This is a genomic window from Halalkalibacter wakoensis JCM 9140, assembly GCF_000513095.1.
GTDB classification, from domain to species: domain Bacteria; phylum Bacillota; class Bacilli; order Bacillales; family Bacillaceae_D; genus Halalkalibacter; species Halalkalibacter wakoensis.
The window spans coordinates 47,727-69,809 of the sequence record NZ_BAUT01000012.1 but is presented as its reverse complement, the minus strand read 5'-3'; the positions used below and the strand labels follow the sequence as shown (position 1 = coordinate 69,809).

The 22,083-nt window shown below is 38.3% G+C and carries 24 protein-coding genes and 2 pseudogenes; 3 read left to right on the top strand and 23 right to left on the bottom strand.

The genetic code is table 11. The features are described 5' to 3' along the window. Window positions 1-11: 11 nt before the first annotated feature. The 16 genes and pseudogenes from JCM9140_RS07380 to JCM9140_RS07310 all read right to left on the bottom strand — a co-directional run bounded on the left by JCM9140_RS07380 (window position 12) and on the right by JCM9140_RS07310 (window position 15,893). Entirely contained in the window at window positions 12-401 is a 390-nt protein-coding gene (locus JCM9140_RS07380; RefSeq protein ID WP_034744420.1) for a hypothetical protein, read from the bottom strand. 74 nt (window positions 402-475) lie between these two features. Then, a complete protein-coding gene (locus JCM9140_RS07375; protein WP_034744417.1) occupies window positions 476-1,402 on the bottom strand; it encodes a M23 family metallopeptidase in 927 nt (308 codons plus the stop codon). A gap of 268 nt (window positions 1,403-1,670) precedes the next feature. After that, on the bottom strand, window positions 1,671-1,922 hold the full coding sequence (locus JCM9140_RS24870; RefSeq protein ID WP_268870556.1) for a VanW family protein: 252 nt from the start codon (window positions 1,920-1,922) through the stop codon (window positions 1,671-1,673). Between the two features lie 13 nt (window positions 1,923-1,935). After that, window positions 1,936-2,586: a VanW family protein gene (locus tag JCM9140_RS24865; RefSeq protein ID WP_268870555.1), complete on the bottom strand. Its 651-nt coding sequence runs from the start codon at window positions 2,584-2,586 to the stop codon at window positions 1,936-1,938. A 130-nt stretch (window positions 2,587-2,716) separates the two neighbouring features. Further along, window positions 2,717-3,303, bottom strand: a pseudogene (locus JCM9140_RS07365) (cob(I)yrinic acid a,c-diamide adenosyltransferase). Window positions 3,304-3,490: 187 nt separating this feature from the next. Continuing rightward, the gene (locus JCM9140_RS07360) at window positions 3,491-5,260 is read right to left on the bottom strand and encodes an ATP-binding protein (protein ID WP_034744415.1); all 1,770 of its coding nucleotides are present in this window, start codon (window positions 5,258-5,260) and stop codon (window positions 3,491-3,493) included. Between the two features lie 3 nt (window positions 5,261-5,263). Then, complete coding sequence (locus JCM9140_RS07355; protein ID WP_034744413.1) at window positions 5,264-5,977, bottom strand: response regulator transcription factor; 714 nt, start codon at window positions 5,975-5,977, stop codon at window positions 5,264-5,266. Window positions 5,978-6,161: 184 nt separating this feature from the next. After that, the gene (ccsB, locus tag JCM9140_RS07350; RefSeq protein WP_034744410.1) at window positions 6,162-7,352 is read right to left on the bottom strand and encodes a c-type cytochrome biogenesis protein CcsB; all 1,191 of its coding nucleotides are present in this window, start codon (window positions 7,350-7,352) and stop codon (window positions 6,162-6,164) included. 76 nt (window positions 7,353-7,428) lie between these two features. Then, window positions 7,429-9,051 (bottom strand): cytochrome c biogenesis protein ResB, encoded by a 1,623-nt coding sequence (resB, locus tag JCM9140_RS07345; RefSeq protein ID WP_034744409.1) that lies wholly within the window; start codon window positions 9,049-9,051, stop codon window positions 7,429-7,431. 15 nt (window positions 9,052-9,066) lie between these two features. Next, a complete protein-coding gene (resA, locus tag JCM9140_RS07340) occupies window positions 9,067-9,594 on the bottom strand; it encodes a thiol-disulfide oxidoreductase ResA (protein WP_034744408.1) in 528 nt (175 codons plus the stop codon). Between the two features lie 84 nt (window positions 9,595-9,678). Next, window positions 9,679-10,407 carry a pseudouridine synthase gene (locus tag JCM9140_RS07335; protein ID WP_034744406.1) on the bottom strand — a complete coding sequence of 243 codons (729 nt, stop codon included), beginning with the start codon at window positions 10,405-10,407 and terminating at the stop codon, window positions 9,679-9,681. A 133-nt stretch (window positions 10,408-10,540) separates the two neighbouring features. Beyond that, window positions 10,541-11,956 (bottom strand): NAD-dependent succinate-semialdehyde dehydrogenase, encoded by a 1,416-nt coding sequence (locus JCM9140_RS07330; RefSeq protein WP_034744404.1) that lies wholly within the window; start codon window positions 11,954-11,956, stop codon window positions 10,541-10,543. 114 nt (window positions 11,957-12,070) lie between these two features. Next, window positions 12,071-13,363 (bottom strand): chloride channel protein, encoded by a 1,293-nt coding sequence (locus tag JCM9140_RS07325; protein ID WP_034744403.1) that lies wholly within the window; start codon window positions 13,361-13,363, stop codon window positions 12,071-12,073. A 258-nt stretch (window positions 13,364-13,621) separates the two neighbouring features. Next, window positions 13,622-14,158: a spore maturation protein gene (locus JCM9140_RS07320; protein WP_034744402.1), complete on the bottom strand. Its 537-nt coding sequence runs from the start codon at window positions 14,156-14,158 to the stop codon at window positions 13,622-13,624. After that, window positions 14,159-14,752: a nucleoside recognition domain-containing protein gene (locus JCM9140_RS07315; RefSeq protein ID WP_034744400.1), complete on the bottom strand. Its 594-nt coding sequence runs from the start codon at window positions 14,750-14,752 to the stop codon at window positions 14,159-14,161. Continuing rightward, window positions 14,745-15,893: a D-alanyl-D-alanine carboxypeptidase family protein gene (locus JCM9140_RS07310; protein ID WP_034744398.1), complete on the bottom strand. Its 1,149-nt coding sequence runs from the start codon at window positions 15,891-15,893 to the stop codon at window positions 14,745-14,747. Before JCM9140_RS07310 ends, JCM9140_RS07315 begins: the two co-directional genes overlap by 8 nt. Before the next feature lie 173 nt (window positions 15,894-16,066). Between JCM9140_RS07310 and JCM9140_RS07305 the strand changes: the two genes are divergently transcribed. Further along, complete coding sequence (locus JCM9140_RS07305) at window positions 16,067-16,780, top strand: DUF421 domain-containing protein (RefSeq protein ID WP_034744396.1); 714 nt, start codon at window positions 16,067-16,069, stop codon at window positions 16,778-16,780. 1 nt (window position 16,781) lies between these two features. Here the strand turns inward: JCM9140_RS07305 and JCM9140_RS07300 are convergent, their stop codons facing one another. From JCM9140_RS07300 to JCM9140_RS07270, 7 genes and pseudogenes are all read right to left on the bottom strand, one after another. Beyond that, window positions 16,782-17,645 (bottom strand): DUF421 domain-containing protein, encoded by an 864-nt coding sequence (locus JCM9140_RS07300; protein WP_034744394.1) that lies wholly within the window; start codon window positions 17,643-17,645, stop codon window positions 16,782-16,784. Between the two features lie 15 nt (window positions 17,646-17,660). After that, window positions 17,661-17,867, bottom strand: coding sequence for a DUF1657 domain-containing protein (locus JCM9140_RS07295; RefSeq protein WP_034744393.1), 207 nt, complete (start codon window positions 17,865-17,867; stop codon window positions 17,661-17,663). Window positions 17,868-17,879: 12 nt separating this feature from the next. Beyond that, a complete protein-coding gene (gene spoVAE, locus JCM9140_RS07290) occupies window positions 17,880-18,230 on the bottom strand; it encodes a stage V sporulation protein AE (protein ID WP_034744391.1) in 351 nt (116 codons plus the stop codon). Next, window positions 18,227-19,243 carry a stage V sporulation protein AD gene (spoVAD, locus tag JCM9140_RS07285; RefSeq protein ID WP_034744389.1) on the bottom strand — a complete coding sequence of 339 codons (1,017 nt, stop codon included), beginning with the start codon at window positions 19,241-19,243 and terminating at the stop codon, window positions 18,227-18,229. Before spoVAD ends, spoVAE begins: the two co-directional genes overlap by 4 nt. Window position 19,244: 1 nt before the next feature. Then, window positions 19,245-19,723: pseudogene (gene spoVAC, locus JCM9140_RS07280) on the bottom strand (stage V sporulation protein AC). Between the two features lie 16 nt (window positions 19,724-19,739). Continuing rightward, the gene (locus tag JCM9140_RS07275) at window positions 19,740-20,180 is read right to left on the bottom strand and encodes a hypothetical protein (protein ID WP_081727608.1); all 441 of its coding nucleotides are present in this window, start codon (window positions 20,178-20,180) and stop codon (window positions 19,740-19,742) included. 276 nt (window positions 20,181-20,456) lie between these two features. Further along, complete coding sequence (locus tag JCM9140_RS07270) at window positions 20,457-20,660, bottom strand: DUF1657 domain-containing protein (protein ID WP_034744387.1); 204 nt, start codon at window positions 20,658-20,660, stop codon at window positions 20,457-20,459. Between the two features lie 157 nt (window positions 20,661-20,817). On the opposite strand from JCM9140_RS07270, the gene JCM9140_RS07265 reads away from it, so the two are divergent. Both JCM9140_RS07265 and JCM9140_RS07260 read left to right on the top strand, forming a co-directional pair. After that, window positions 20,818-21,339, top strand: a complete 522-nt coding sequence (locus JCM9140_RS07265; RefSeq protein ID WP_034744385.1) for a hypothetical protein — start codon at window positions 20,818-20,820, stop codon at window positions 21,337-21,339. A 59-nt stretch (window positions 21,340-21,398) separates the two neighbouring features. After that, window positions 21,399-22,079: a DUF421 domain-containing protein gene (locus JCM9140_RS07260; protein WP_034744383.1), complete on the top strand. Its 681-nt coding sequence runs from the start codon at window positions 21,399-21,401 to the stop codon at window positions 22,077-22,079. Window positions 22,080-22,083: the final 4 nt, after the last annotated feature.

The window sequence follows — 22,083 nt, the reverse complement described above, 5'->3', positions numbered from 1 at the left end:
TGGTAACATACTTACCAAATGTACTTGAACAGGACATCCAATTGTTCTTCTTGGCTTTTACGTATATAACGCTCTCCAAGAGGTGTTAGACATAAGCGATCCTTCTTTCGTATCACTAGTCCTTCAGCAAATGATACATCTACATAAAATTGATACAAATGCGCCACTTTACGCTTTTTCTTTTGACTCATTAAACCATAACCAAAGGTACGATCGTGACACTTCCAAAAACGCGGGTGCACTTCTTGTTCGTTTATCATACGAATGGATTGATGAAGTTTTACTTTCTTCAGCATAAAGATAAACCCATCAACCAAATCAACTTGATTACTAGTTAAATCTGTTTGTTGATTAAGCCATTGGAATAACTCTGTATGTACCTTCACTTTTTGTAATCCCATTTTATGTCATCCTAACCACTCAAATACTTGTCTTCATCTTACCATATTCGACAAAGTTTTCACACTCTTGTCCACTAATTAATCACAATTGTTTGACCAGGAACAATGAGATCTGTTACTAAATTATTTAACTCAATAATGGCATCTGCTGATACTCCGTAATTACGAGCTATAGATGTTAACGTCTCACCTGATTGAATGACATGGGTATGTGTAGAATGATAGATGTCTAGGACTTCGTTTACTTTTATCACATCACTACTAAGATCGTTCCACTCTTTTAATTGATCAACAGACACATCAAACTTAGAAGCGATTGCCCACAACGTATCTCCTGCTGATACAATAACTTGAACTGACTCCTCTTCTAGTTCGTTCTCCCTGTCATTTAGTTGCTTCGAACTCATCACAGAAGCAATTTCACGGTCTTGCCAGTCTTGTCCATACGGCGATTCCTCTCCTAGTGAAGCGAACATATACTCCTGTTCTTTTGAAAGAACCAAGAAAGGATCAATTGACTCTGACTTTTCAATATTCCAATTGCCATGATGCACTTCAAAATGAAGATGATTTCCTGATGACCGTCCTGTTGTTCCAACCGTTCCTAACTTATCTCCTTCTGAAATAACTTCTCCCTCTTCCACATGACGTTCATGAAGATGAGCATAAACGGTCTCTAATCCATTCTCATGTTCAATAAAAACAACGTTTCCATATGTATCTGAATAATAGGATCTACTAACTGTGCCATCTGCCACCGTTACAACTGTTGTCCCTTCTGGAGCAGCTATATCGATTCCAAAGTGATTCCCCCATCTAGTACCATACGTATCTGTAATTTCTCCAACAGTGGGCCAAATGAGAGCCTCTATTAACTCTTCTGGCACCTTACCTTCTATTTTAGATTCGGCATAACTTGTTAAAGATGCACCTATAAATAAAAGCCCAAGAAAAGTAGCTAAGGCTAAAACAATACAAATTCGTCTTATAAAATCAACCATCTTTTCCTCCTCGTTCGTAACGAACTTTTTCATCTTTTTCCATGTTTTCATTGTAATCCTATGAGGCTTGACTCAAAGTATTCCAAATTCTTTACTAAATCCGCTCCTAACTCGATGACTTTTCATTGTTTTACGCTTTTATTTTGGACAGGACTATTACGATTATTACCATATTCGTTAAAGATATAACTTTAATATTCATTGAGTACACACGTAAAAAAATAAAGAAGCTGCTAGGATCTCTTCCAATCAGCTTCTTTTCTTCCCGTTAGTGAGAGTGAACTCTCACAACTAGTTCACCACTATTCACATTAACTTCCGACTTAATTAAGATAGGATAAGAGTGAGGATTTTTAAACCGGAAATCCGGACCTCCCCATGAAACGGTTGCATCTCTTCCTGGAGCCACATAGCCTATGTCTCTGGAATGGGTGATTCGCTCTATCATCTCAAGTCCAGCTTTATCAACAGCATTAAACAATGTTGAAGATGTTTGACAAATCCCCCCACCAATACCCATCACCAAATTACCTTCATTTACAATTTCCTTTCGCTTCCTGATATCCTCTCTCTCTCGTTCTCTCCCCGACTGTTTGATTAAAGGAGAAAGTATCTCCTGGTCCTAATACCACTCCAGAAATGGCTTCTGCTGACAGCTTGACGTTTTGAGTTCTACCCGCCACACCTGGGTTAAAATGAGTCTTAAATTCGCCAATAGTACGCTGATCAATGCCAATCAAATCTTCTTCGGTAATAGATGGCTCTGTAACATAAATAGGTAACGTCATATTTTTCGTACCAACTTCTAGCTCTTTTAATTGTTCAAGCAATTCTGACTCTGATAAAATAACTCTTTCTCTTCCAGGTGTCACTTCCCCACTCGGTAAAATACGAGGATTCTCCATTGGGGTATCTATTTCTATCGCTAAGTTTCTAGCTAATTGTTCTAGTGCCTCTTTGTCTAGACCCTCAGATTTCCTAAAGCCATAGTCATTCAACAAGACGTCATGAGTCATTTGATTCCATTCATCCTCTAGACTTACTTTCCAGTATACAGGAGCTTTCCAATTTACTTCCGTTTCGTGATAGGAAGAATGGGCGGCTACTGGTTTGCGTTCTTCAGCTGATACTTCATTGCTACAGCCAGCCAATAATATCATTGCTACAAACAAACATCTCTTCATCCTTACTCCCCCTCTATTGATCACAGACATTTACCAATATATGTGAGTAAACATGATTCATTCCATGTACAAACCCTATTTTGAGGCAAAAATAAGAAAAAACCACACTAAGATTAGTGTGGTTTATGATTTACTTCTCTTCTTTCCGTTTTCCTCCTCGAAACACGATCGCACTTCTTTCATATTCTATGTCTTTTACACTAAGTCGAGCATTTACAACTCTTGCCACTGCAAAAAAATAGTCTGATAGTCGGTTTAAATATTTTAAGACAATTGGATTAACTTCTGCTTCACGTTGAAGCTTCGTTACAAACCTTTCTGCACGTCGGGCAACGGTTCTACAAACATGTAATGTGGCAGCTGACGGAGCCCCACCAGGTAATATAAACTTTTCTAAAGGAGGAGCTTCATCAATATAAACGTCAATCCTCTCTTCTAAAAATCAATCATCTCTTGTTTCGCCTTATAAGGAAACTTATCTGTTGCTTTCATCATCGCTAAGTCCCCACCGCAATCAAACAGCTCGTGTTGAATTTTCGTTAATTCCATTTTTATATCAGAAAAATGTTCTTCCTCAAGCTGCGCAACAGCTTGCCCAATAAATGAATTTAGTTCATCTGTTGTACCATAGGCAACAACACGGATATCATCTTTATCAAGCCTTCCACCTATAACACTTGTCTTCCCTTCATCCCCCGTACGTGTATACAATTTCATCTAATCACTCCCTTTGATTATTTTAGTTAAGTTTGATGCATAAACAATATGTAGTTTCTATGAACTGTTATACATTTTAGTATACTAAATTTTATGCCATCTTGTTCATTTTAGGTACTTTTATTTATCACCGTTATAAAAAGGAGCCCGACACTATAGCTTGTATGGTGCCAGACTCCTTCTATTATTATTTAGGAAGATAAAAAGAGAACGTTGTCCCTTCATTAATCTTGCTATGAACGGAAATTGTTCCTTCATGCGCTTCTACAATATGCTTAGCAATTGCAAGACCTAAGCCCGTACCTCCGCGCTCTCTCGTCCTTGCTTTATCCGCTTTATAGAAACGCTCAAAAACGTAGGGAAGATCCTCTTCCGGAATTCCTGATCCTGTATCAATGACATCAAATTTAAAGCCTTCATCGTATTCATGAATGACCAATTTTACTCGGCCATGTTCACTCGTATGACGAATCGCATTATGAAGCAAATTTGTTAGTACTTGTTCAATCCGATCTGGATCACATTGAATTCTAGAAACATCCTTCATATCTAAATCCAAATCAATCTTCTGCTCTCTTGCCAATCCGTGAAACTTCCAGACAATTCGTTCCGCAAAAGGCTGAAGTTCAACCGTTTCAACATTTAATTCAACATGTCCAGCTTCCATACGGGCAATATCTAACAATTCATTGACGAGTCTCCCCATCCGTAATGACTCATCATAGATGATTTTAGCAATTTCTTTTTTCTCTTCATCAGACCCTGCAATATCATCAATAATGGCTTCACTATACCCTTGAAGCATCGAAATAGGTGTTCTAAGTTCGTGAGACACATTGGCAATAAAATCTTTTCGAAGCTTATCGTGCCTACGCTCTTCTGTCATATCCCGGAAGACAGCGACTGCACCACGAATCTCTTGTCGATCATATAAAGGAGTCATAAGAACCGTCCAACTTCTTCCCTGCATCTCAACCTCTGTTACTTGTTCCTTTTCTAATAAGACCACTTTCTCAAACAATTGTTTCATCGTAGCCGGCAGCTGTTCATCTTCCCCTTGTGACAAGCCCTTCTCATAATACCAAGATTGGATAAACCGTTCTGCTGGTGGATTGGTCAAAACCACACGGCCTTTTTTGTTAATTGTTATAACTCCATCAGCCATGCTACCTAAAATACGAGACAATTGCTCTTTTTCTTGATTAAGAGCATGAATATTGTTGTTTAACTCTCGGCCCATTTTATTAAACGCAATCGCAAGGTGACCTATTTCATCATGAGTCACGATTGGTACTTTCGTATCAAACTTCCCTTGAGCAACTTCTAACGCAACCTCACGCATTTTTCGTAACGGTGCATTGATTCGAGTTGAAAGAAAAAAAGCAAAAATCGTCGTTAAAACAAGGGCAATTCCAGCTGAAAAATAAATAATTTGTTTCGTTTCATTCGAAGCCGCTTCAATTGCGGAAAGGGATTGATACAGAAATACGGCCCCATCTTGATAGCGATTAGGAGAAAGAGGAACACCAACAATCATAATTTCAGACAGGACTTCTTCTCCATTGCCAATAAACACAAAATCTCCCTCTGTCATGACCACTTGTTCACCCGAGAACACTTGCGACAATGTCTCATCCGTAAAAAATGTGTCTAATGCTACTTGGTGTGCTTCTGCTTCATCCGTACTCCAAGCCTTTTCACCTTCAACTAGGATAATGACATGTGTATCAAATGCTTGTCCATATTGCTCAATCGTATAAAAAGCATCTTGTTGACTATCATATTCTTCAAACATTGTTGCGATCATATTGGCATGATTGACAAGCTGCGATTCTGCTTCATGAACATGAAATCGTTCAAATGATTGTAAAAGCAAAACCATTAATATGCTTAACACGACGGAGACTAGTAACAAAAACGTAAACCATAGCTTCCCTACTACACTTCTCCAAAACATTGATTATTTCACTGCCTCAAATTTATAGCCAATCCCCCAAACGGTTGAAATCATCGAAGCAGCTTCAGGTGAAATTTTATTCAACTTTTCACGCAACCGTTTAATATGAGTATCAACCGTACGAAGATCCCCAAAGAAGTCATAGTTCCATACATCTTTTAGCAGCTGTTCTCTAGAAAATACTTTATCAGGTGATTGAGCTAAATAATGAAGTAGCTCGTACTCTTTTGGAGTCAAACTAATTTCTTCATCAGAAACAGTTACCCTATGGGCATCATTATCAATCATTAAATGTTGGAACACCAATACATCTTTCGCTTGTGTGTCCGTTTGCAAAAATTTTGTTGATGATGAGCGGCGAAGTAAAGCTTTCACACGTAGTACCACTTCACGAGGACTAAAAGGTTTAACAATATAATCATCTGTTCCTACTTCAAATCCTTGAACTCGGTTTGCTTCTTCTCCTTTAGCCGTTAACATCATTACGGGCGTGGCCTTTGTCTTTCTAAGTTCTTGACATACCTCGATCCCGTCCATTCCTGGCATCATAATATCAAGTAAAATCACATCATACTCATCATCAAGAGCCATTTGCAAGGCCATTTCGCCATTTTCAGCTTCTTCTACCTCATAGTTCTCTCGTTCCAAATACATCTTTAACAAACGACGAATACGATCTTCATCGTCAACAACTAATACGCGCGCTTCTTTTTCCATTCTGATTTCCTCCTCCAAAAACAGCTATTATATGTATTTTATCATGAAAGGCAAAATGAAAGAAAACCTCTTTGCATTTAATAGAAGAGGTTGTCCCAAAAGGTCCGTTTTGACTTTTTGGGACAACCCCTGTAATTGAAATGAAGTCCAACAATCCAAAATTGTCCTTCACATTGTTCCAAACTTATAGTGCATACGAATGTAAACCTGCAATAACTAAGTTAACAAAAACTAAATTAAACATAATAATGGCAAACCCAATTACACATAACCAAGCAGATTTTGCACCATGCCATCCTTTTGATAAACGCAAATGCAAATAAGCTGCGTAAAATAAAAATGTGATCAATGCCCATACTTCTTTTGGATCCCAACCCCAGAACCGAGTCCAAGCTATTTGTGCCCAGATCATGGCAAAGATCAACCCACCAAGTGTGAAAATGGGGAAGCCAATTGCTATGGCACGATAACTTACTTCATCAACAGCCTGAGGGCTAACTCCTTTTAATATGGGTTGAATAGCTGCGCCAATTCTCTTGCGTAGTATTAATCTTAAAACCCAATAAAGGATGAGACCTGAAAATAGAGACCAAATAACCGTATTTAAGTCATTTGCTACTATTATAGCTGGAGCTTGAACAAAAGGTGACATTACTTCATCTGTTAAAAGAACACCTTCATTTGGTCCAACTAATGGCGGAAGCGTATAAGTCATTTCCGCATCGAAACCATTTTCATTGACGTAGGAAAAATTCGCTTCGTAATTCATTGCATTGAAAATGGATCCCATTAAGATAAAGCCGACTAAACTTAAAATGGAATACAATACAAATTCCAAAGCTCGCGTCTGCTTATTAGTCTTTGTAAAATCGATTGTTCGAATTAAATAAATAAGACCTGCAACAAATCCGATCGCGAGAATTCCTTGCCCAATAGCTGTTGTAATGACATGAATTTTCAACCAAATGCTTTGTAGAGCCGGAATAAGCGGTGCTACTTCACCTGGAAACATAGAGCCATATGCAATAATTAACATAACAATCGGCATAGAAAATAATCCTAAATAATTCGACCGGTAAATGGCATAAATAATAATGAACGCAAACCCAATTGCAATACCTAAGAACGTCATATATTCAAACATATTACTAACTGGTGCATGTCCCGCATGGATCCACCTTGTGACAAAATAACCAATTGATAATAATGACCCTACTATGGATAACAAGAAACCAAAAAATCCCCATCTGTTCCCCGTCATATCTCCTTGTTTATCACGCCACTTTTTACCTGTAATCGAAACAGTAAATGCAATCGTTGCTAGCAAGTAAACGAAAAAGGCATAAAGTAGTAAATTTGAGCTAAGTGCAGCCATTTTTGTATCCTCCTCTTAAAAAGGGCTGGAATGTTTCTTATTCCTCACCCTTTTAGAACCTTACTAAATCAATATATTATTCTTTTTCTTCTTCCTCTACCTGATCAATTGGAGAAGATATGGACGTCTCCTCAATGACGTGGTCAATATCTTTTCGAAGTGCTAAATAATTTTTATTTGTATGGCCAGCTATCCAAACTTTTCCATCAATTCGTTGGAACCAAATTCGTCTATGTGCCCAATAAGAACCTTGCACCAATCCAATCATAAAAATAATTCCACCAATAATTAAGAATGGTAACGTATAATCTTTTCTAACAATTAACGCAGAGACGTGTTTTGTCTCTACATCAACAAACGTCATCTTATAATCATTTTCGCCCATGGGCTCTAAATTTGTTTGAATGCCGACAAAACTCACTTCCCCTTCTGGTGTCTCCGGTGTATACATATCAAATATAAACACTGGATTATCAGGGATTTGAGAGCGTGTAGAGGGAACATTCGAACTAGACATAACAAAATCAGGAAAATACTCTCTAATTTCAATTCTGTATCCTTCACCTAAATCATAAACAGCATCAGGATTAAACAGATCAATATCAATCCGACCAAACGTTTCTCCTGTTTCTTTATTTTCTAACGTAAAGCTCATCTTATTTAATTCATGAAGCTTATAGTCAACTTGATAAAGAGCATAAGAGTCAAACTTCATTGGATCGTTTACACGGATTTTCTTTCGGTCAACTTCGATTAATTCCCCTTCACTACCAACTGCTCCTGTATTCTCTCTCTCATATAAAACAGCATTAGTTTGGTACGTTTTAACAATTGGACCTCCAGCTCGCTGCATTGCTTCTCCAAACACTTCATCATCCTCGTCATATAGCTCAACAAGAAATTCTTCATTACCAATATGGTATTGACCTCCTGTGCTTGGTACAACAGTTGTTTCACCCTCACGTATCCACATATGTTCATCAACATACATTCCAGGAAAATAACGGAGCATACAGCCAATTAAAAAGACAATCAACCCAATATGATTAACATAAGGACCCCAACGTGCAAACCGACCTTTTTCCGCTACGATATTTCCATTTTCTTCTGAAATGTTGTATTTTTTTTCTTTTAATTTTACTTTCACGCTCTCAAAGGCTTCATCAATGTTATCTACTTCAGATGTTCCATAAACACGTTGCCTTCTCAAGAAGTTCGCATGGCGCGTGACACGTTGGTTTTTTAGTGCTCGATATAATGGAAAGAATCGATCAATACTAGCAATTAAAATTGAAATTCCTAAGCTCGCAATTAAAAGCATGTACCACCACGAGCTATACATATTATGCAATCCCAATTGATAATAAATTTGACCGAACAATCCATATTCATCGGCATAATAATCGACCGCTCTAACAGTAGGTGGAATATACATTTCTTGCGGGTAAATGGTCCCTATTGCAGAGGCAAGTAATGTAACAATAATAATCCAAATTCCTACTTTTACAGATGAGAAGAACATCCATACTTTATCAATAAAGGTAGTTGTGTATGTTTGTGACCTTCTTGCAACCCCTTCATATTTCATATCTAGCAATTTTTCTTCATTTTCATTGCTTCCAAGTGGCTTTCCACATGATTCACAAACAATTGTTCCACGTGGATTGTCGTGGCCACATTCACACGTTAATTTACTCATTTCCCCACACCTCAATTATGTCCCGGGCTTTATCTCTTCCATGAAATCACGAATCATCTGCTCTGTCATACCACCAGTAAATACACGAACAATGACCCCATGTTCATCAACTAAGATGGTTGTTGGCAATGGACGAATTCCGTAAGCATCAATCACATTATTACCTTGATCAATGACAATCGGAAACGTTAAACCAAGACGATCAACAAAACGTTCAACAGTCAACTTCGGTTCACTTGCATTGACAGCAATAATTTCTACACCTTGGTCTTTATATTCAGCGTAAAGCTCTTCCATAATCGGCATTTCTTTTACACATGGAGGGCAATACGTTCCCCAAAAATTTAAGAATACGCCTTTTCCTTTGTAATCCTCTAATTCTATCCGCTCTCCTTCTAGGTCATTCAAGACAAAATTAATAGACAAATCACCGGCTTTTGCTACACTCCGATCTGCTATAAAGTTAGAATATAAAGTGTAAGCAAGTGCGATTGCGATAATTGCTAGAATACTTGTCCTCATCATTAAACGTTTTTGTTTCAACAACAGCTCCCCCTTTACAACACAAAAGCCCCTGACTTATTTTCCTCTATTATAACGTTAGAAACGATACCTACTATAGGTGCTTTATGACGGTTTCGTGACAGCTAATTCTCTTAAGTGTTTTACCTCTATCGGTTTTAACGGGCGCACATCACCAGGGTTCATCCCTCTTAGATGTAGGAAACTATATTGTTCTCTCTTTAATTTCATAACTGGATGGTCGATCGCATCAAACATTCTACGCACTTGTCGATTACGTCCTTCATGGATCGTTAAGCGAATAATCGCCGTTTGCTTTTTCTTATCGATCGACATAACTTTTACTTTTGCCGGGGCTGTTTTTCCATCTTCAAGCATAATGCCATTTTGAAGTTGTTTTAATTTTTCTCTTGATGGGATTCCTTTTACTTTTGCCACATACACTTTTTCTATTTTAAATTTAGGATGCATAAGTTGATTTGCAAAATCACCATCATTTGTTAATAAAATGAGTCCAGATGTATCGTAGTCAAGTCGACCAACTGGAAAGACTCTTTGCTCGACTTCTAGAAAATCTGTAACTGTTTTTCTACCTTTTTCATCTTTGACGCTTGAAATGACACCGCTTGGCTTGTACAAAAGGTAGTAAACTGGTTCTTCTCGGTCAATCGGGACACCTTCTACCTCAATTTCGTCTCGATTTGGAGTGACTTTTACTCCGAGCTCGCGAACAACCTTTCCATTCACTTTCACTTTACCTTCTACAATTAACTGCTCTGCCTTACGTCGTGATGTTATTCCCGCTTGGGCTATTACTTTCTGTAACCGTTCCATCTCTTCACCTCATGTACCATCATACTCTTCCAGTTGTGAATTCTCAAGCGAAAGAGATTTTCTTTCATAACTGAAAAAACGCTAAGGATACTGTTGTTCATCCTAAGCGTTCTTTTCCTATATCCAATTATGCTTATATGCCCATAGAAATATACTTCGTCTCTAAAAACTCTTCAATTCCATGATGCCCACCTTCTCTACCTAATCCACTTTCTTTGAACCCTCCAAAAGGCGCTTGAGCAACAGCAGGTAATGCACCATTCACACCTACAATGCCATATTGTAAAGCTTCACTCATCTTAATCGCTTGAGATAAATTTTGTGTATACACATAGGCAGCTAATCCATAACGTGAATGATTTGCTCGTCCTATTACTTCTTCCATTGTCTTAAACGTTGCTACAGGGGCAACAGGTCCAAACGTTTCCTCCTTCATACAAAGCATGTCGTCTGTTGCATCCGCAATAACAGTAGGTTCATAGAACAAACCTGAAACTTCTTTCCCACCTGTTAACACGTTTGCTCCTTTTTCTTGTGCATCCTGAACTTGTGCTTTCACTTTTAAAATCGCTTGCTCATTAATTAATGGTCCTATATCTGATCCATCTTTTAATCCGTCTCCAACAGCTAACGCTTTCACTTTCTCACTAAATGTATGTAAAAAGTCTTCCTTAATATCTTCATGAACATAAATTCTATTCGCACACACGCACGTTTGACCAGCATTTCGAAACTTTGAAGCAATCGCTCCCTCTACAGCTAGATCAAGATTCGCATCATTCATCACAATAAACGGGGCATGTCCACCAAGTTCAAGTGAAAGTTTTTTCACTGTATCGGCCGCTTGTTTCATGAGCAACTTCCCAACCTCTGTCGAACCTGTGAACGTCACTTTTGTGACCCGTTCATCCCTCATCCATGCTTCTCCGATTTCTTTTGGATCTCCTGTCACGACATTGATAATACCTGGAGGAAAACCCGCTTCCTCAGCTAGTTTGGCTAACATGAATGCCGTTAATGGTGTCTGTTCAGCTGGTTTAATGACCGCTGTACAACCAGCTGCCAAAGCTGGAGCTATTTTTCTTGTGATCATAGCAGCTGGAAAATTCCATGGAGTTATAGCTGCAATAACGCCAACTGCTTGTTTTTGAACAAAAAGTCGTTTGTTAGGAACAGAAGCCGGAATCATTTCTCCATAGATGCGTTTCCCTTCTTCAGCGTACCATGAAAGAAAGCTGTTCGCATATGCGACTTCTCCCATTGCTTCTTTCAAGGGTTTCCCTTGTTCAGCCGTCATCAATCTAGCAATTTCTTCTTTATGTTCATTAATTAGATCATGCCACTTCATAATAAATTCACTGCGTTCACCCGCAGTAAGACTTGACCATGCCGGAAAAGCTTCATAAGCTGAATTGACAGCTTGCTCTGCTTCTTTCGATCCTGCTTTCGGTACGGTACCGACAATTTCTCTTGTCGATGGATTGATTACTTCAATCTTTTCACCTTCAGATATCCATTCACCATTAATAAATAAACTCCAATGATTCATAATGCGATCTCCTCCTTAAAAATGTGCTACTCACTTTATAGTAGTTTAATAGACAAATAAAGGCAGCATTAAGAGAGGCAAATACACCCCCTTACAACCTTTTTTACAGAGTTTCTATTCTTCCTTCTTCTTTTCAATACTCGCAACCGTTTTTCCTGTTGGAATTTTATATAATCTGCTTTTTGGTTCATAAATCGTTTGAGACGGCCACAATCCATGATGACCTGAAAAAATATAACTTGTTACGCAAGCTAAAAAGAAAAACTCAATCGCTTTTCCGTCAAACATCTCAATTGCTAATAAAAAAGCTGCAATTGGCGTATTTGCCCCTCCTACGAACGTTGCAATCATACCTAACGCTGCAAGAAATGATAGCGGCAGATCAACAAATCCATATAAACTATTACCTAATGTTGCTCCCATAAAAAATAAAGGTATAGCTTCTCCCCCAACAAAACCGGTTCCAAGTGTGACGGCTGTAAAAACAAGTTTAAACAGAAAAGCAAAGGCTGGTACCTCTTCATGAAAGGCTTGTTCCAACATCTCTATCCCTCGACCGTTATACTGTACCGTTCCAATGATCATCGTTAAAGCTACAATGATCATTCCCCCAGCAAAAGCTCTTAAAACATGGTTTTTCTTTGTGATTTTTTCTGAATACTTTTGTATTCCATGTCTTACCTGACAATAAAGAACACTTAGAAAGCTAAACAAAATGGCTAGCAGAATAACTTTTGAAACCGTAAGGAAAGACATAGTCGGAACCGTTTCGATTATAAATGATTCATGTTTCACTCCCCACAGTTTTTCAGCTGTGTAATGACCAACAATACTTGAAACAAGGCATGGAACAATGGCTTCATATTTCAATTTCCCCAGCGCTGTCATTTCCATTCCAAAGACTGCACCTGCAATAGGTGCACCAAATGCTGTTCCGAACCCAGCACTAATTCCACTCATTAATAATAGTTTGGTATCTACTGCGTTTATTTTACAGAAACGTATAACGGTCTCGGCAACACTCCCTCCCATTTGGATCGCCGCTCCTTCTCTTCCTGTTGATCCACCGAATAATACAGTTAAAAATGTCCCCACATATACCAATGGTCCTAACCTTCTGATCATGGTTTTCTTGCCTTGTACTCCTTCTATGACCAAGTTATTTCCTTTATACAGTTCATTCCCTGATTTTTCTCCGGCTTGCATGTACAAAAAGCCAATTGCCATACCAGCTAACGGAAGAAGAAAAATTAGCCAACTATTCTCTTTTCGAGTTAAACCTAGAAAATCGTTTGTATGTAATAGCAAAGCTGTTGTCGAGCCTATGGTCAATCCAATGACTCCTGCAATGGTAACCCAGATAAAAAGTGTAACAAGTAATGTTTTATAAGGAGGCTTATCATTCATTCTTCTTCCCTCATTTCAAATAGAATGAAAGCCCCGATTCTAAATTCCTTGTATTTAGAATTCTTATACACAAAAGATATGTATTAGGGACTGACATAACAATAATAGTGTTTGATATTTTTCTCTTACCATTCATAAAAAGGGCGTAATATCATTGATACAAAAAAGCCGTAATAAGAGTAACGACTCCTATTACGGCAATTCACAGTGCTATATGACGTTCTACTTTTTTGTTTCAATTTACATTGAACCCTGTCTTTAATACGCTCCAAACACATAAGTAACAATAATAATCGAAGCAATAACCCCTACGACATCCGCAAGTAACCCTACCTTTAATGCATCTCCCATTTTTTTAATTCCGACAGCCCCAAAATAAACGGTTAATACATAAAATGTTGTATCTGTACTTCCTTGCATCGTTGAAGCTAAGCGCCCGATAAAGGAATCCGGACCATACGTTGCAATTAAGTCCGATGTCATACCTAACGCGCCTGTTCCTGAGATAGGACGAATCATAGCAAGTGGAACGATTTCAGATGGAACGCCAATTGCTTGTAGTGCTGGCTTCATCAACTCAATAATAAAATCCATTGCCCCAGAGGCACGAAAAACTGAAATGGCGACCAGCATTCCAACTAAATATGGAATAATAGAAATCGCCATTCCAAACCCTTCTTTGGCTCCCTCAACAAACGTTTCATATGTGGGTACCTGCTTGTACGTTCCATACATAAGGACAAACGCGATTAAGACAGGAATAAACCAAATCGAAATGACTGTGATCCATTCCATCTAAGCACGCCCCTTCCTTACCCGTCTAAAGTAAAAATACCGATCGATCATCAAAGCTCCAATTGTTGAACAAGTGGTAGCAATAAGAGTTGTTCCGACAATTTCAGTTGGAGAAACAGAACCGTAACTCATTCTAATGGAAATTACGGTTGTTGGAATTAATGTAATGCTTGCTGTATTGATAGCAAGTAGGGTAATCATCGAGCGACTTGCCGAATCTCGTCCACCATTTAAATCTTTTAATTGTTGCATCGCCTTGATACCCATCGGCGTAGCTGCATTCCCTAATCCAAACAAATTAGCTGTCATATTGGATAAAATATAGCCCATTGCAGGATGATTTGGTGGAACTTCAGGAAATATTCTTGTTGCAATTGGTCGCATGATCTTGGCAAGTGCTTTTAACAGTCCTCCTTCTTGAGCGATCCTCATTAAACCGAGCCAAAAAACAAGGATGCTAATTAATCCTAAACAGATCGTAACTGCATCCTTAGCTCCAGCAAATATCGCTTCATTTACTTCTTCCATCCGACCATTAGCAGCTCCAAAGGCAATACCAATTACAAGCATCGCGACCCATATTTTGTTAATCACTTGTTCTCACCCCTATAGTAAAGGAAAAAAAGTCAAGAAAACGCGTCCAGAATCCTGTCTTCTCTTCCACTTCTGGAGGGTCATATAAAAGTGGCACTCGCCCTATTTCATCATTACCAATAAAAAACTCTACTTTGCCAACCGGTTGTGGCGGAATGTATCCATCCCGTTCCTCTTTAGAAGGTGGCTGATATAATGTTACCTTGCTTGATAAGGACTCTTGCTCAGATGGTGAAAGAGGGTACTCAAACGAATACGGTGTATACACATGATTCTTGTAAAATTCGTCATCAATGTTATCAAGCAATCCTTCTTCAATAAGAACTTCCAAATCAAATGTATCAAATGCCCAATTAAATAGATTCATATGATCATGCCAATCACTTGGCGCGTTTAATGTTACGGCAATTAAGTGTTCGTCGTCTTTAGTGGCTGTTGAAACCAACGTCCTCTTTGCCCGTTTGGTATAACCTGTCTTTCCACCAGTCGAATATTCATAAAGCTCTGTTAACAATCGATTTTTATTCTGCCATACTCGTATTTGTTCTCCATCAGAGCGATAGCTTTTTGTTGAAGCAATTTCACGATACATCTCATTATCCATTGCATGTTGTGTTAGAAGAGCCATATCATGTGCACTAGAGAAATGATCCTCATGATCATCAAGACCATGTGGGTTTTGAAACATCGTATTGACCATTCCAATTTGCTCAGCTTTTTCGTTCATCATATAAATAAAACCATCTAAACTCCCTCCGACATGTTCAGCAATGGCAACAGCTGAATCATTACCACTTCTTAGCATGAGACCATATACTAAATCCTTTAATGGGATTTTTTCTCCTGCGCGTAAGTAAATAGATGAACCTTCTGTTCCTTCTGCATTTGTCGAAACCTTGACCATTTCATCCATTTTTCCTGATTCAATTGCTAAAATGGCCGTCATGATTTTCGTTATGCTTGCAATTCGTAATGGCTCATGCTCATTTTTTCCATATAGTACACGTCCTGACTCCTGCTCAATAAGGACAGCGGCTTGAGCCGAGACAGAAAAATTCCGTTGCTCCGCTTTTGCTTGAAGCGGAATTCCCGAACCCATTAATAATAAGGCAATAAAAATAAGTGCAAGTTTTTTTCTCATTTTCGATCCCCGTCCTGTCTCATTAATGTAAACTCCTGATGCACACACGTTATGCGCCTGTCTTTTTTCTTCTCTTATTAGCCAAGTCTATGCAGGACAACCAATGATATGACAGTTTATCTTATTAAAAATAGGAGAATAATGGCAATGAGGAAGAGGAGGAAGAGCTTATCATGTTACTTGATCTACTCAGTGTTCTGGGCCGAATCGTTACTATCTTGCCGCTTTTACTTTTAATGACTTTATACATGGGAAAACGGTCAATTGGACAGATGCCTGTCTTTGATTTTTTGATCATTGCTATATTAGCCAATGTGACTGGAGCCGATTTAGCAGACCCTTCTGTTAGTCATATACATACGGCTTTTGCCATTGTCGCTATTGCTTTTTTACAAAAGTTACTGGCCACATTTTCCTTTAAAAAACGTAAATTCGGAAAACTAATTACGTTCGAACCGCTTGTGGTCATAAAAGATGGAAAAATGTTAGTCGATAATCTGCAAACGATTCAATTTACTGTTGATAATATCCTTCAAATGCTGCGCCAAAAAAATATCTTTGATATAAATGAAGTAAGGTTGGCTGTCATTGAAGCAAACGGCGAACTAACAGTGCAAAAATTACCTGAAAAATCAAGTCCATCACTAGAAGACTTAGGGCTAACAAAGAAAGGTAGCGGAATGTCCTATCCCGTTATTATTGAGGGCGTCATTCAAGAGGAAATTTTAAAAGAAGTACAGTTAACAAGCGAAACCCTTCGCGAGCGTTTGCACAACGAAGGGGTCATTCGTATTGAGAATATTTTTCTTTGTACAATGGATGAAGAGGGCAAGCTTCATCTTGCTTTTACTTATAAAGATGAAAAACATCAAAGAATTCAACATTAATTTACGATCCTTTTGTAAAAGGAGCAACATTGTCATGTACATGGGTCATTTGCTCTGCACACCATTTATAACTCTGTTTTGCTTGGGGATTTTCTGTATCTAATGCAAATGATTCCAACTCTGCAATTACACTTTTTAAGTTTGCTTCAAGCATCGGAAGCTCAGTAGGTTGGGGAACTTGCATTACATCATTGAAAAGATCAATGGTTAATTGGCCATATTCATCAATTTGAGCCATAAATACATTCTCCACCGTTGCATTCATTTTTTCTAGTTCCGATTTTAACCATTCTTGATTTAGTCCTCTAGTTGCTAATGGTTCATTCAGTACCTTCCCATCCATAATGACGGTCTCTGGTTCCTTTGCTGGTGCTACTTGATGATCAAGCATTTTAGCCGTAATCGGTTGCTGTTCTTTTTTTAGCAATACGTTCAGCTCTCCATTGCCTTCAAGCACAGCAAATTCTACATCCGCTACTTGGAACACTTGCTTTCCTCTTAGCTTTCGTAACAACTCATCAGTAGTTATATGCTGTTTTTTCATGTTATCCTCGAGTATTTTCCCATCTTTCATAATTGGAATTCCTTTTCCATAAATAGCGGCGCGAAAAGAGGCATTATTTAAGCTAAATAGAGAAATTCCAATGGCACCACCAGCCCATATAACGATTGCAACAAGTAAATAAGCTGGAGGAACGGCAAGTTGAATGGAACCCACACCTAATATAATGGCAACTGTAGCGATTAATCCAAACTCTAAGTGTGAGGTTTCCCCAATTGGTTTCCTAACATAGACTCTCGCGATTGCAATGAGAATAATAAAACCAACAAAACTTCTTAAGGCAACCTCAACCCATCCCATCATGATAGATCCTCCCTTCTACGTTTGTTGATATGTCGGTTCTTCAAACTCAATTTGACCTTTTCTTTTCTGAATTTCTTGAATAACCGTCCTCGTTTTTAGAGCTCCTTGGTGAAAAGCTTCACGTGCTTTCGGTTCCTTCGTTTTTAGAGCTAGAGATGTTAAAGTTGCATCGATTGATTGAAGTGAGGTAAGTAAACCTTGTATTTTGCTGCCAACAGTCATGATTCTATCTCCTTATCCTTTTGATTTAAATACAAGTGAAGCGAGAAAACCAAAAATAATTGCCGCTGAGATCCCCGCACTTGTTACTTCAAAAATTCCTGTTAATACGCCAATGATTCCACTTTGCTCAGCTTCAGCCATCGCACCATGTACGAGTGCGTTACCAAAACTTGTAATAGGGACCGTAGCTCCAGCACCTGCAAAATCAATCAAGGGTTCATATAAACCAATTCCGTCTAGAACAGCCCCCGAAACAACTAGCGTACTCATCGTATGCGCAGGGGTAAGTTTAAAAACGTCCATTAAAATTTGACCAATGACGCAAATAAGTCCACCTACAACAAAAGCACTAATAAAAATCAAAGGGATTCACCTCCAGCCTCAATAGAAACGGCATGAGCAATACATGGAATTGTTTCTTTTTGTTGAAAAGACATTGGTGATAACAATGCTCCCGTTGCCACAACTAGTATTCGTTTCAATTCCCCTTTTTTTATTCGATTTAATAGATGACCGTAAGTGACAGACGCAGAACATCCTGCCCCGCTTGCACCGGCTAAAACCGGCTGATTGTCCTTATATATCATCAAGCCACAATCCTGAAACGTTCCTTCAGGTAACACTAACCCTTTTTGTTCTATTAAATCTTTTGCTGTTGGTAACCCAATTTTCGCCAGGTCTCCTGTTACAACCAAATCATAGTGATCGGCGGGTAAATCTAAATCTCTGAAGTGAGAAACAATGGTATCAGCTGCCGCTGGTGCCATGGCTCCACCCATATTAAACGGATCAGATAAACCCATATCAATGACCTTTCCAATTGTCGCTGATGTTACTACTGGTCCATCACCTTCGTTACATACTAATGCTGCTCCTGCTGCAGTAACCGTCCATTGAGCAGTTGGTGGTTTTTGTCCTCCATATTCAGTTGGATATCTGAACTGCTTTTCTGTCGCTGCATTGTGGCTGGATGATGCAGCAATAATACGCTCAGCTCCTTTCGCATTTACAATGAATGATGCTAACGCTAACCCTTCCATCGAAGTCGAGCAAGCACCAAACAACCCTAAATAGGGAATAGCTAGTGTTCGCCCAGCAAAACTAGAAGGAGTAATTTGATTAATCAGATCTCCCGCAAACATAAATTGTATATCCTCGTTACGAAGTTCTGCTTTTTCAATCGCTTTAGAAATTGATTCTTCAATTAAGACTTTTTGAGCTTTTTCATATGAATCTTGCCCCATCCATAAATCATCATGAAGTAAATCGAAGTCTTCCGTTAATTGCCCTTTTGCTTCAAACGGACCACCGACAGTTCCTGTCGATACAATAACCGGTTTGTTTTCAAACTTCCACGTTTGGTGACCTTGTAACATCTTACAACCCTCCCCAATTGATGAGAATCGTTTTAATAAGCGCAATAATGAAGGCGGCTACTGTACCAAATACAATGACTGAACCAGCAAGTTTAAAAATATTTCCCCCAACCCCTAAAACATATCCTTCCGTTCGATGTTCAATGGCCGCCGATGCAACCGAATTGGCAAATCCCGTTACGGTACAGCTGTTCCAGCGCCAGCAAATTGCCCAAAATGATCATAAACCCCAAAGCCCGTAAGCAAAACTGCAATAAAAATTAATGTTGCTACAGTAGGATCCCCAGCTGTTCGTTGCGTAAAATCAAAAAAAGTATAATAAAACACATGAAGACCTTGTCCAATTAAACAAATAAACCCACCCACTAAAAAAGCTTTAAAGCAATTTTTCACAACTGGTCTTTTTATTTCATGTTTCTTTTCTAATTGTTGGTATTTTTTTTGAGCTGGTGTCAAATTTTTTTGTTTGCTAGATGACATAAATGTTTCACCCCTTTTAGCCTCTCATCATTTCTTCTAGTTTGGTTAATCGTTTATTTAGACGTTCTTCACTAATGGTTTGGTTTTTTAGCTCAGTCTCTAACTTTTCTAATTCCATATAGATTTTCTGGTCGGTTGATAAAAATACGGTTGCTTCTGGAAAACGTTTTTTTACGGAATCATAACCAGATTTTCGAATTTCTTTTAAACGAAAGCGATCAAAATGTTTGACCCTAGGAGCTAGATAAATACGATTATCATTATTGGATACACCTTTTATCTCAACAACTTCTTCCATTGATAAAACAATTTCCTTGGCTTCATCGGCTTGATCTTGTTCAACAACTGCATTGGATGACAAAGTCATTGGTTTTACGTCTGGTGTGGCACCCGTTAAGTTCTGACACCCAGTTAGTATGATACATAAAAAGAAAATACCTGCTTTTGTCATTCTCATTTTTAAGTCTCCCCTTTTCTATGTAGATAGGAACTGTCTCAAGTAAGAACCTACGATTAGTAGGGCTTACTTGAGACAGTATGACGTTTTTGTCTTACTCATAGTTTTTGTAGGAGTCTTGGCTTACTCCATCTACAATAGTCTGGTCTGATACTTCTTCACCTTAACAGCATATATTTAGTAAGCTACTGTATGAAGAGCTCCTCCTGAGATATTACTGTTAGATTAAGTTAATTACCGTTCATCTATGAGAAGTAATTTTTGTCAGTGCTTCCTTTATTGCTTATATTGAGGTTCTTCTTCTATAATTTGTTGAAAGCGAGGCTCTAACCCATCAATAACCGTTTGTGTTTGTTGCGCAGCTTGTTGAAAAAGTTGTTTTGCTTGTTGATTTTCCGTATCTAACGCAAATGTTTCAAGGCTTGCCTGGGCACTTTTTAATCCTGCTAAAGTTTGTTTAAATTTAACTGCTACTGTCATGTTTTATTTCCTCCTAAGATTCGTGTCAACTAACTGAAGAGAATTCCCTTCAACGTTTAGCATAGGATTTTCCTCAAGGGATATGACAAACAAATTTATGTAAAGGAGACAATTATTTTTGTGCTACACTGTATTTATTAAGTCAGGAGGCAATTGCATGTTTTATTTTATTATTCTGTTTTTCATCACTTTTCTTTTATTATGCTTCATCTTACGAAATCAACTAAAATTAACAAAAGACATGAACCAGTTAAATCAGAAAATCGAACAATTCACGGCACATTCAAGTGCTTCCCATCAATATTTCGAAAAGAAGTTATTAGAAGAAAAAAGAGCACATGTGCTGCTTCTTACATATGAAGTGCGGGAAGCTGTAGCTAAACAACAATCCGTTATCCATGCAAGTGCAATTGAACATACTCCTCGCCACCATAACCTCTCTTCAAGTGAACTTTCTGCTGTTTGTTCCGCAGAGGAAGCAATCATTCTTCACAAGTTTTGGACAGCTTATCAAGACTATTTACAAACACATTGGCTCACAAAAGACGGGAAGATTAAAACGGTCTTCCGTGGCAAACCAGAAGAAGTAGAGACAGAACTCGGTTTTCTTCACCATTCCTCCAAAATGCTTGTTCAACAATTTGATCAGTGGTTAACACAATTAAATTCCTTTTCATAAAAATCCCTTTGTTCGTTTACACTAAGTGATAATGTGATCACGAACAAAGGGGTAGCAGTGTGAATACGAACTTCGTTTCCTTGACGTTAGAACTATTTGTCGGTTTTTTTGCTCTACTAGTCATGACGAAAGTGCTCGGAAAAAACCAAATTACTCAACTTACACCTTTTGATTTTATTTCTGCGCTTGTTTTAGGAGAATTAGTGGGAAATGCCATTTATGATAAAGATATTGGACTTCAATACGTTCTCTATGCCGTTTTCATATGGGGATCGTTAATTTATACAATCGAAATGATCACTCAAAAAATGAGAAAATCTCGACCTTGGTTAGAAGGAACACCTTCCGTCATCATATCTCAAGGGAAAATTCAATACGAGGAATTAAAAAAGAACAAATTAGATTTGGATCAACTATTACACCTCTTACGTGATAAAGGTGTTTTTTCTGTCCGTGAAGTTGAGTATGGAATTCTTGAAACAAATGGAGCTGTGAACGTAATGCGGAAACACGCGGTTGATCACCCAGTTAATCATGAGTTACATGTTCCTGAGAAGACTGTTTATCTTCCTGTTTTACTTATTCTTGATGGAGAGATAATTGAGGAAGGATTAATGAAGTTAAATAAGCAAAAAAGCTGGTTAACAGATGAATTGTTAGAACGAGGTATCGCTGGTCCTTCAGCAGTTTTCTTTGCTGATTGGCAAAAAGGAAAAGGGTTTGAAATTCAAACATACTAGACGT

Bases quoted from the DNA above. Each gene is read 5' to 3' on its own strand.
- JCM9140_RS07300 (WP_034744394.1), bottom strand. From the start codon at position 17,645: ATGATGGGATGGGTTGAGGTTGCCTTAAGAAGTTTTGTTGGTTTTATT.
- JCM9140_RS07325 (WP_034744403.1), bottom strand. From the start codon at position 13,363: ATGAATGATAAGCCTCCTTATAAAACATTACTTGTTACACTTTTTATC.
- JCM9140_RS07355 (WP_034744413.1), bottom strand. From the start codon at position 5,977: ATGGAAAAAGAAGCGCGCGTATTAGTTGTTGACGATGAAGATCGTATT.
- JCM9140_RS24865 (WP_268870555.1), bottom strand. From the start codon at position 2,586: ATGAAGAGATGTTTGTTTGTAGCAATGATATTATTGGCTGGCTGTAGC.
- JCM9140_RS07360 (WP_034744415.1), bottom strand. From the start codon at position 5,260: ATGTTTTGGAGAAGTGTAGTAGGGAAGCTATGGTTTACGTTTTTGTTA.
- JCM9140_RS07275 (WP_081727608.1), bottom strand. From the start codon at position 20,180: ATGAGAATGACAAAAGCAGGTATTTTCTTTTTATGTATCATACTAACT.
- ccsB (WP_034744410.1), bottom strand. From the start codon at position 7,352: ATGGCTGCACTTAGCTCAAATTTACTACTTTATGCCTTTTTCGTTTAC.
- JCM9140_RS07380 (WP_034744420.1), bottom strand. From the start codon at position 401: ATGGGATTACAAAAAGTGAAGGTACATACAGAGTTATTCCAATGGCTT.
- spoVAD (WP_034744389.1), bottom strand. From the start codon at position 19,243: ATGTTACAAGGTCACCAAACGTGGAAGTTTGAAAACAAACCGGTTATT.
- JCM9140_RS07295 (WP_034744393.1), bottom strand. From the start codon at position 17,867: ATGACTGTTGGCAGCAAAATACAAGGTTTACTTACCTCACTTCAATCA.
- JCM9140_RS07320 (WP_034744402.1), bottom strand. From the start codon at position 14,158: ATGGAATGGATCACAGTCATTTCGATTTGGTTTATTCCTGTCTTAATC.
- JCM9140_RS07375 (WP_034744417.1), bottom strand. From the start codon at position 1,402: ATGGTTGATTTTATAAGACGAATTTGTATTGTTTTAGCCTTAGCTACT.
- JCM9140_RS07305 (WP_034744396.1), top strand. From the start codon at position 16,067: ATGTTACTTGATCTACTCAGTGTTCTGGGCCGAATCGTTACTATCTTG.
- JCM9140_RS07335 (WP_034744406.1), bottom strand. From the start codon at position 10,407: ATGGAACGGTTACAGAAAGTAATAGCCCAAGCGGGAATAACATCACGA.
- JCM9140_RS07310 (WP_034744398.1), bottom strand. From the start codon at position 15,893: ATGAGAAAAAAACTTGCACTTATTTTTATTGCCTTATTATTAATGGGT.
- resB (WP_034744409.1), bottom strand. From the start codon at position 9,051: ATGAGTAAATTAACGTGTGAATGTGGCCACGACAATCCACGTGGAACA.
- JCM9140_RS24870 (WP_268870556.1), bottom strand. From the start codon at position 1,922: ATGGGTATTGGTGGGGGGATTTGTCAAACATCTTCAACATTGTTTAAT.
- JCM9140_RS07270 (WP_034744387.1), bottom strand. From the start codon at position 20,660: ATGACAGTAGCAGTTAAATTTAAACAAACTTTAGCAGGATTAAAAAGT.
- JCM9140_RS07265 (WP_034744385.1), top strand. From the start codon at position 20,818: ATGTTTTATTTTATTATTCTGTTTTTCATCACTTTTCTTTTATTATGC.
- JCM9140_RS07330 (WP_034744404.1), bottom strand. From the start codon at position 11,956: ATGAATCATTGGAGTTTATTTATTAATGGTGAATGGATATCTGAAGGT.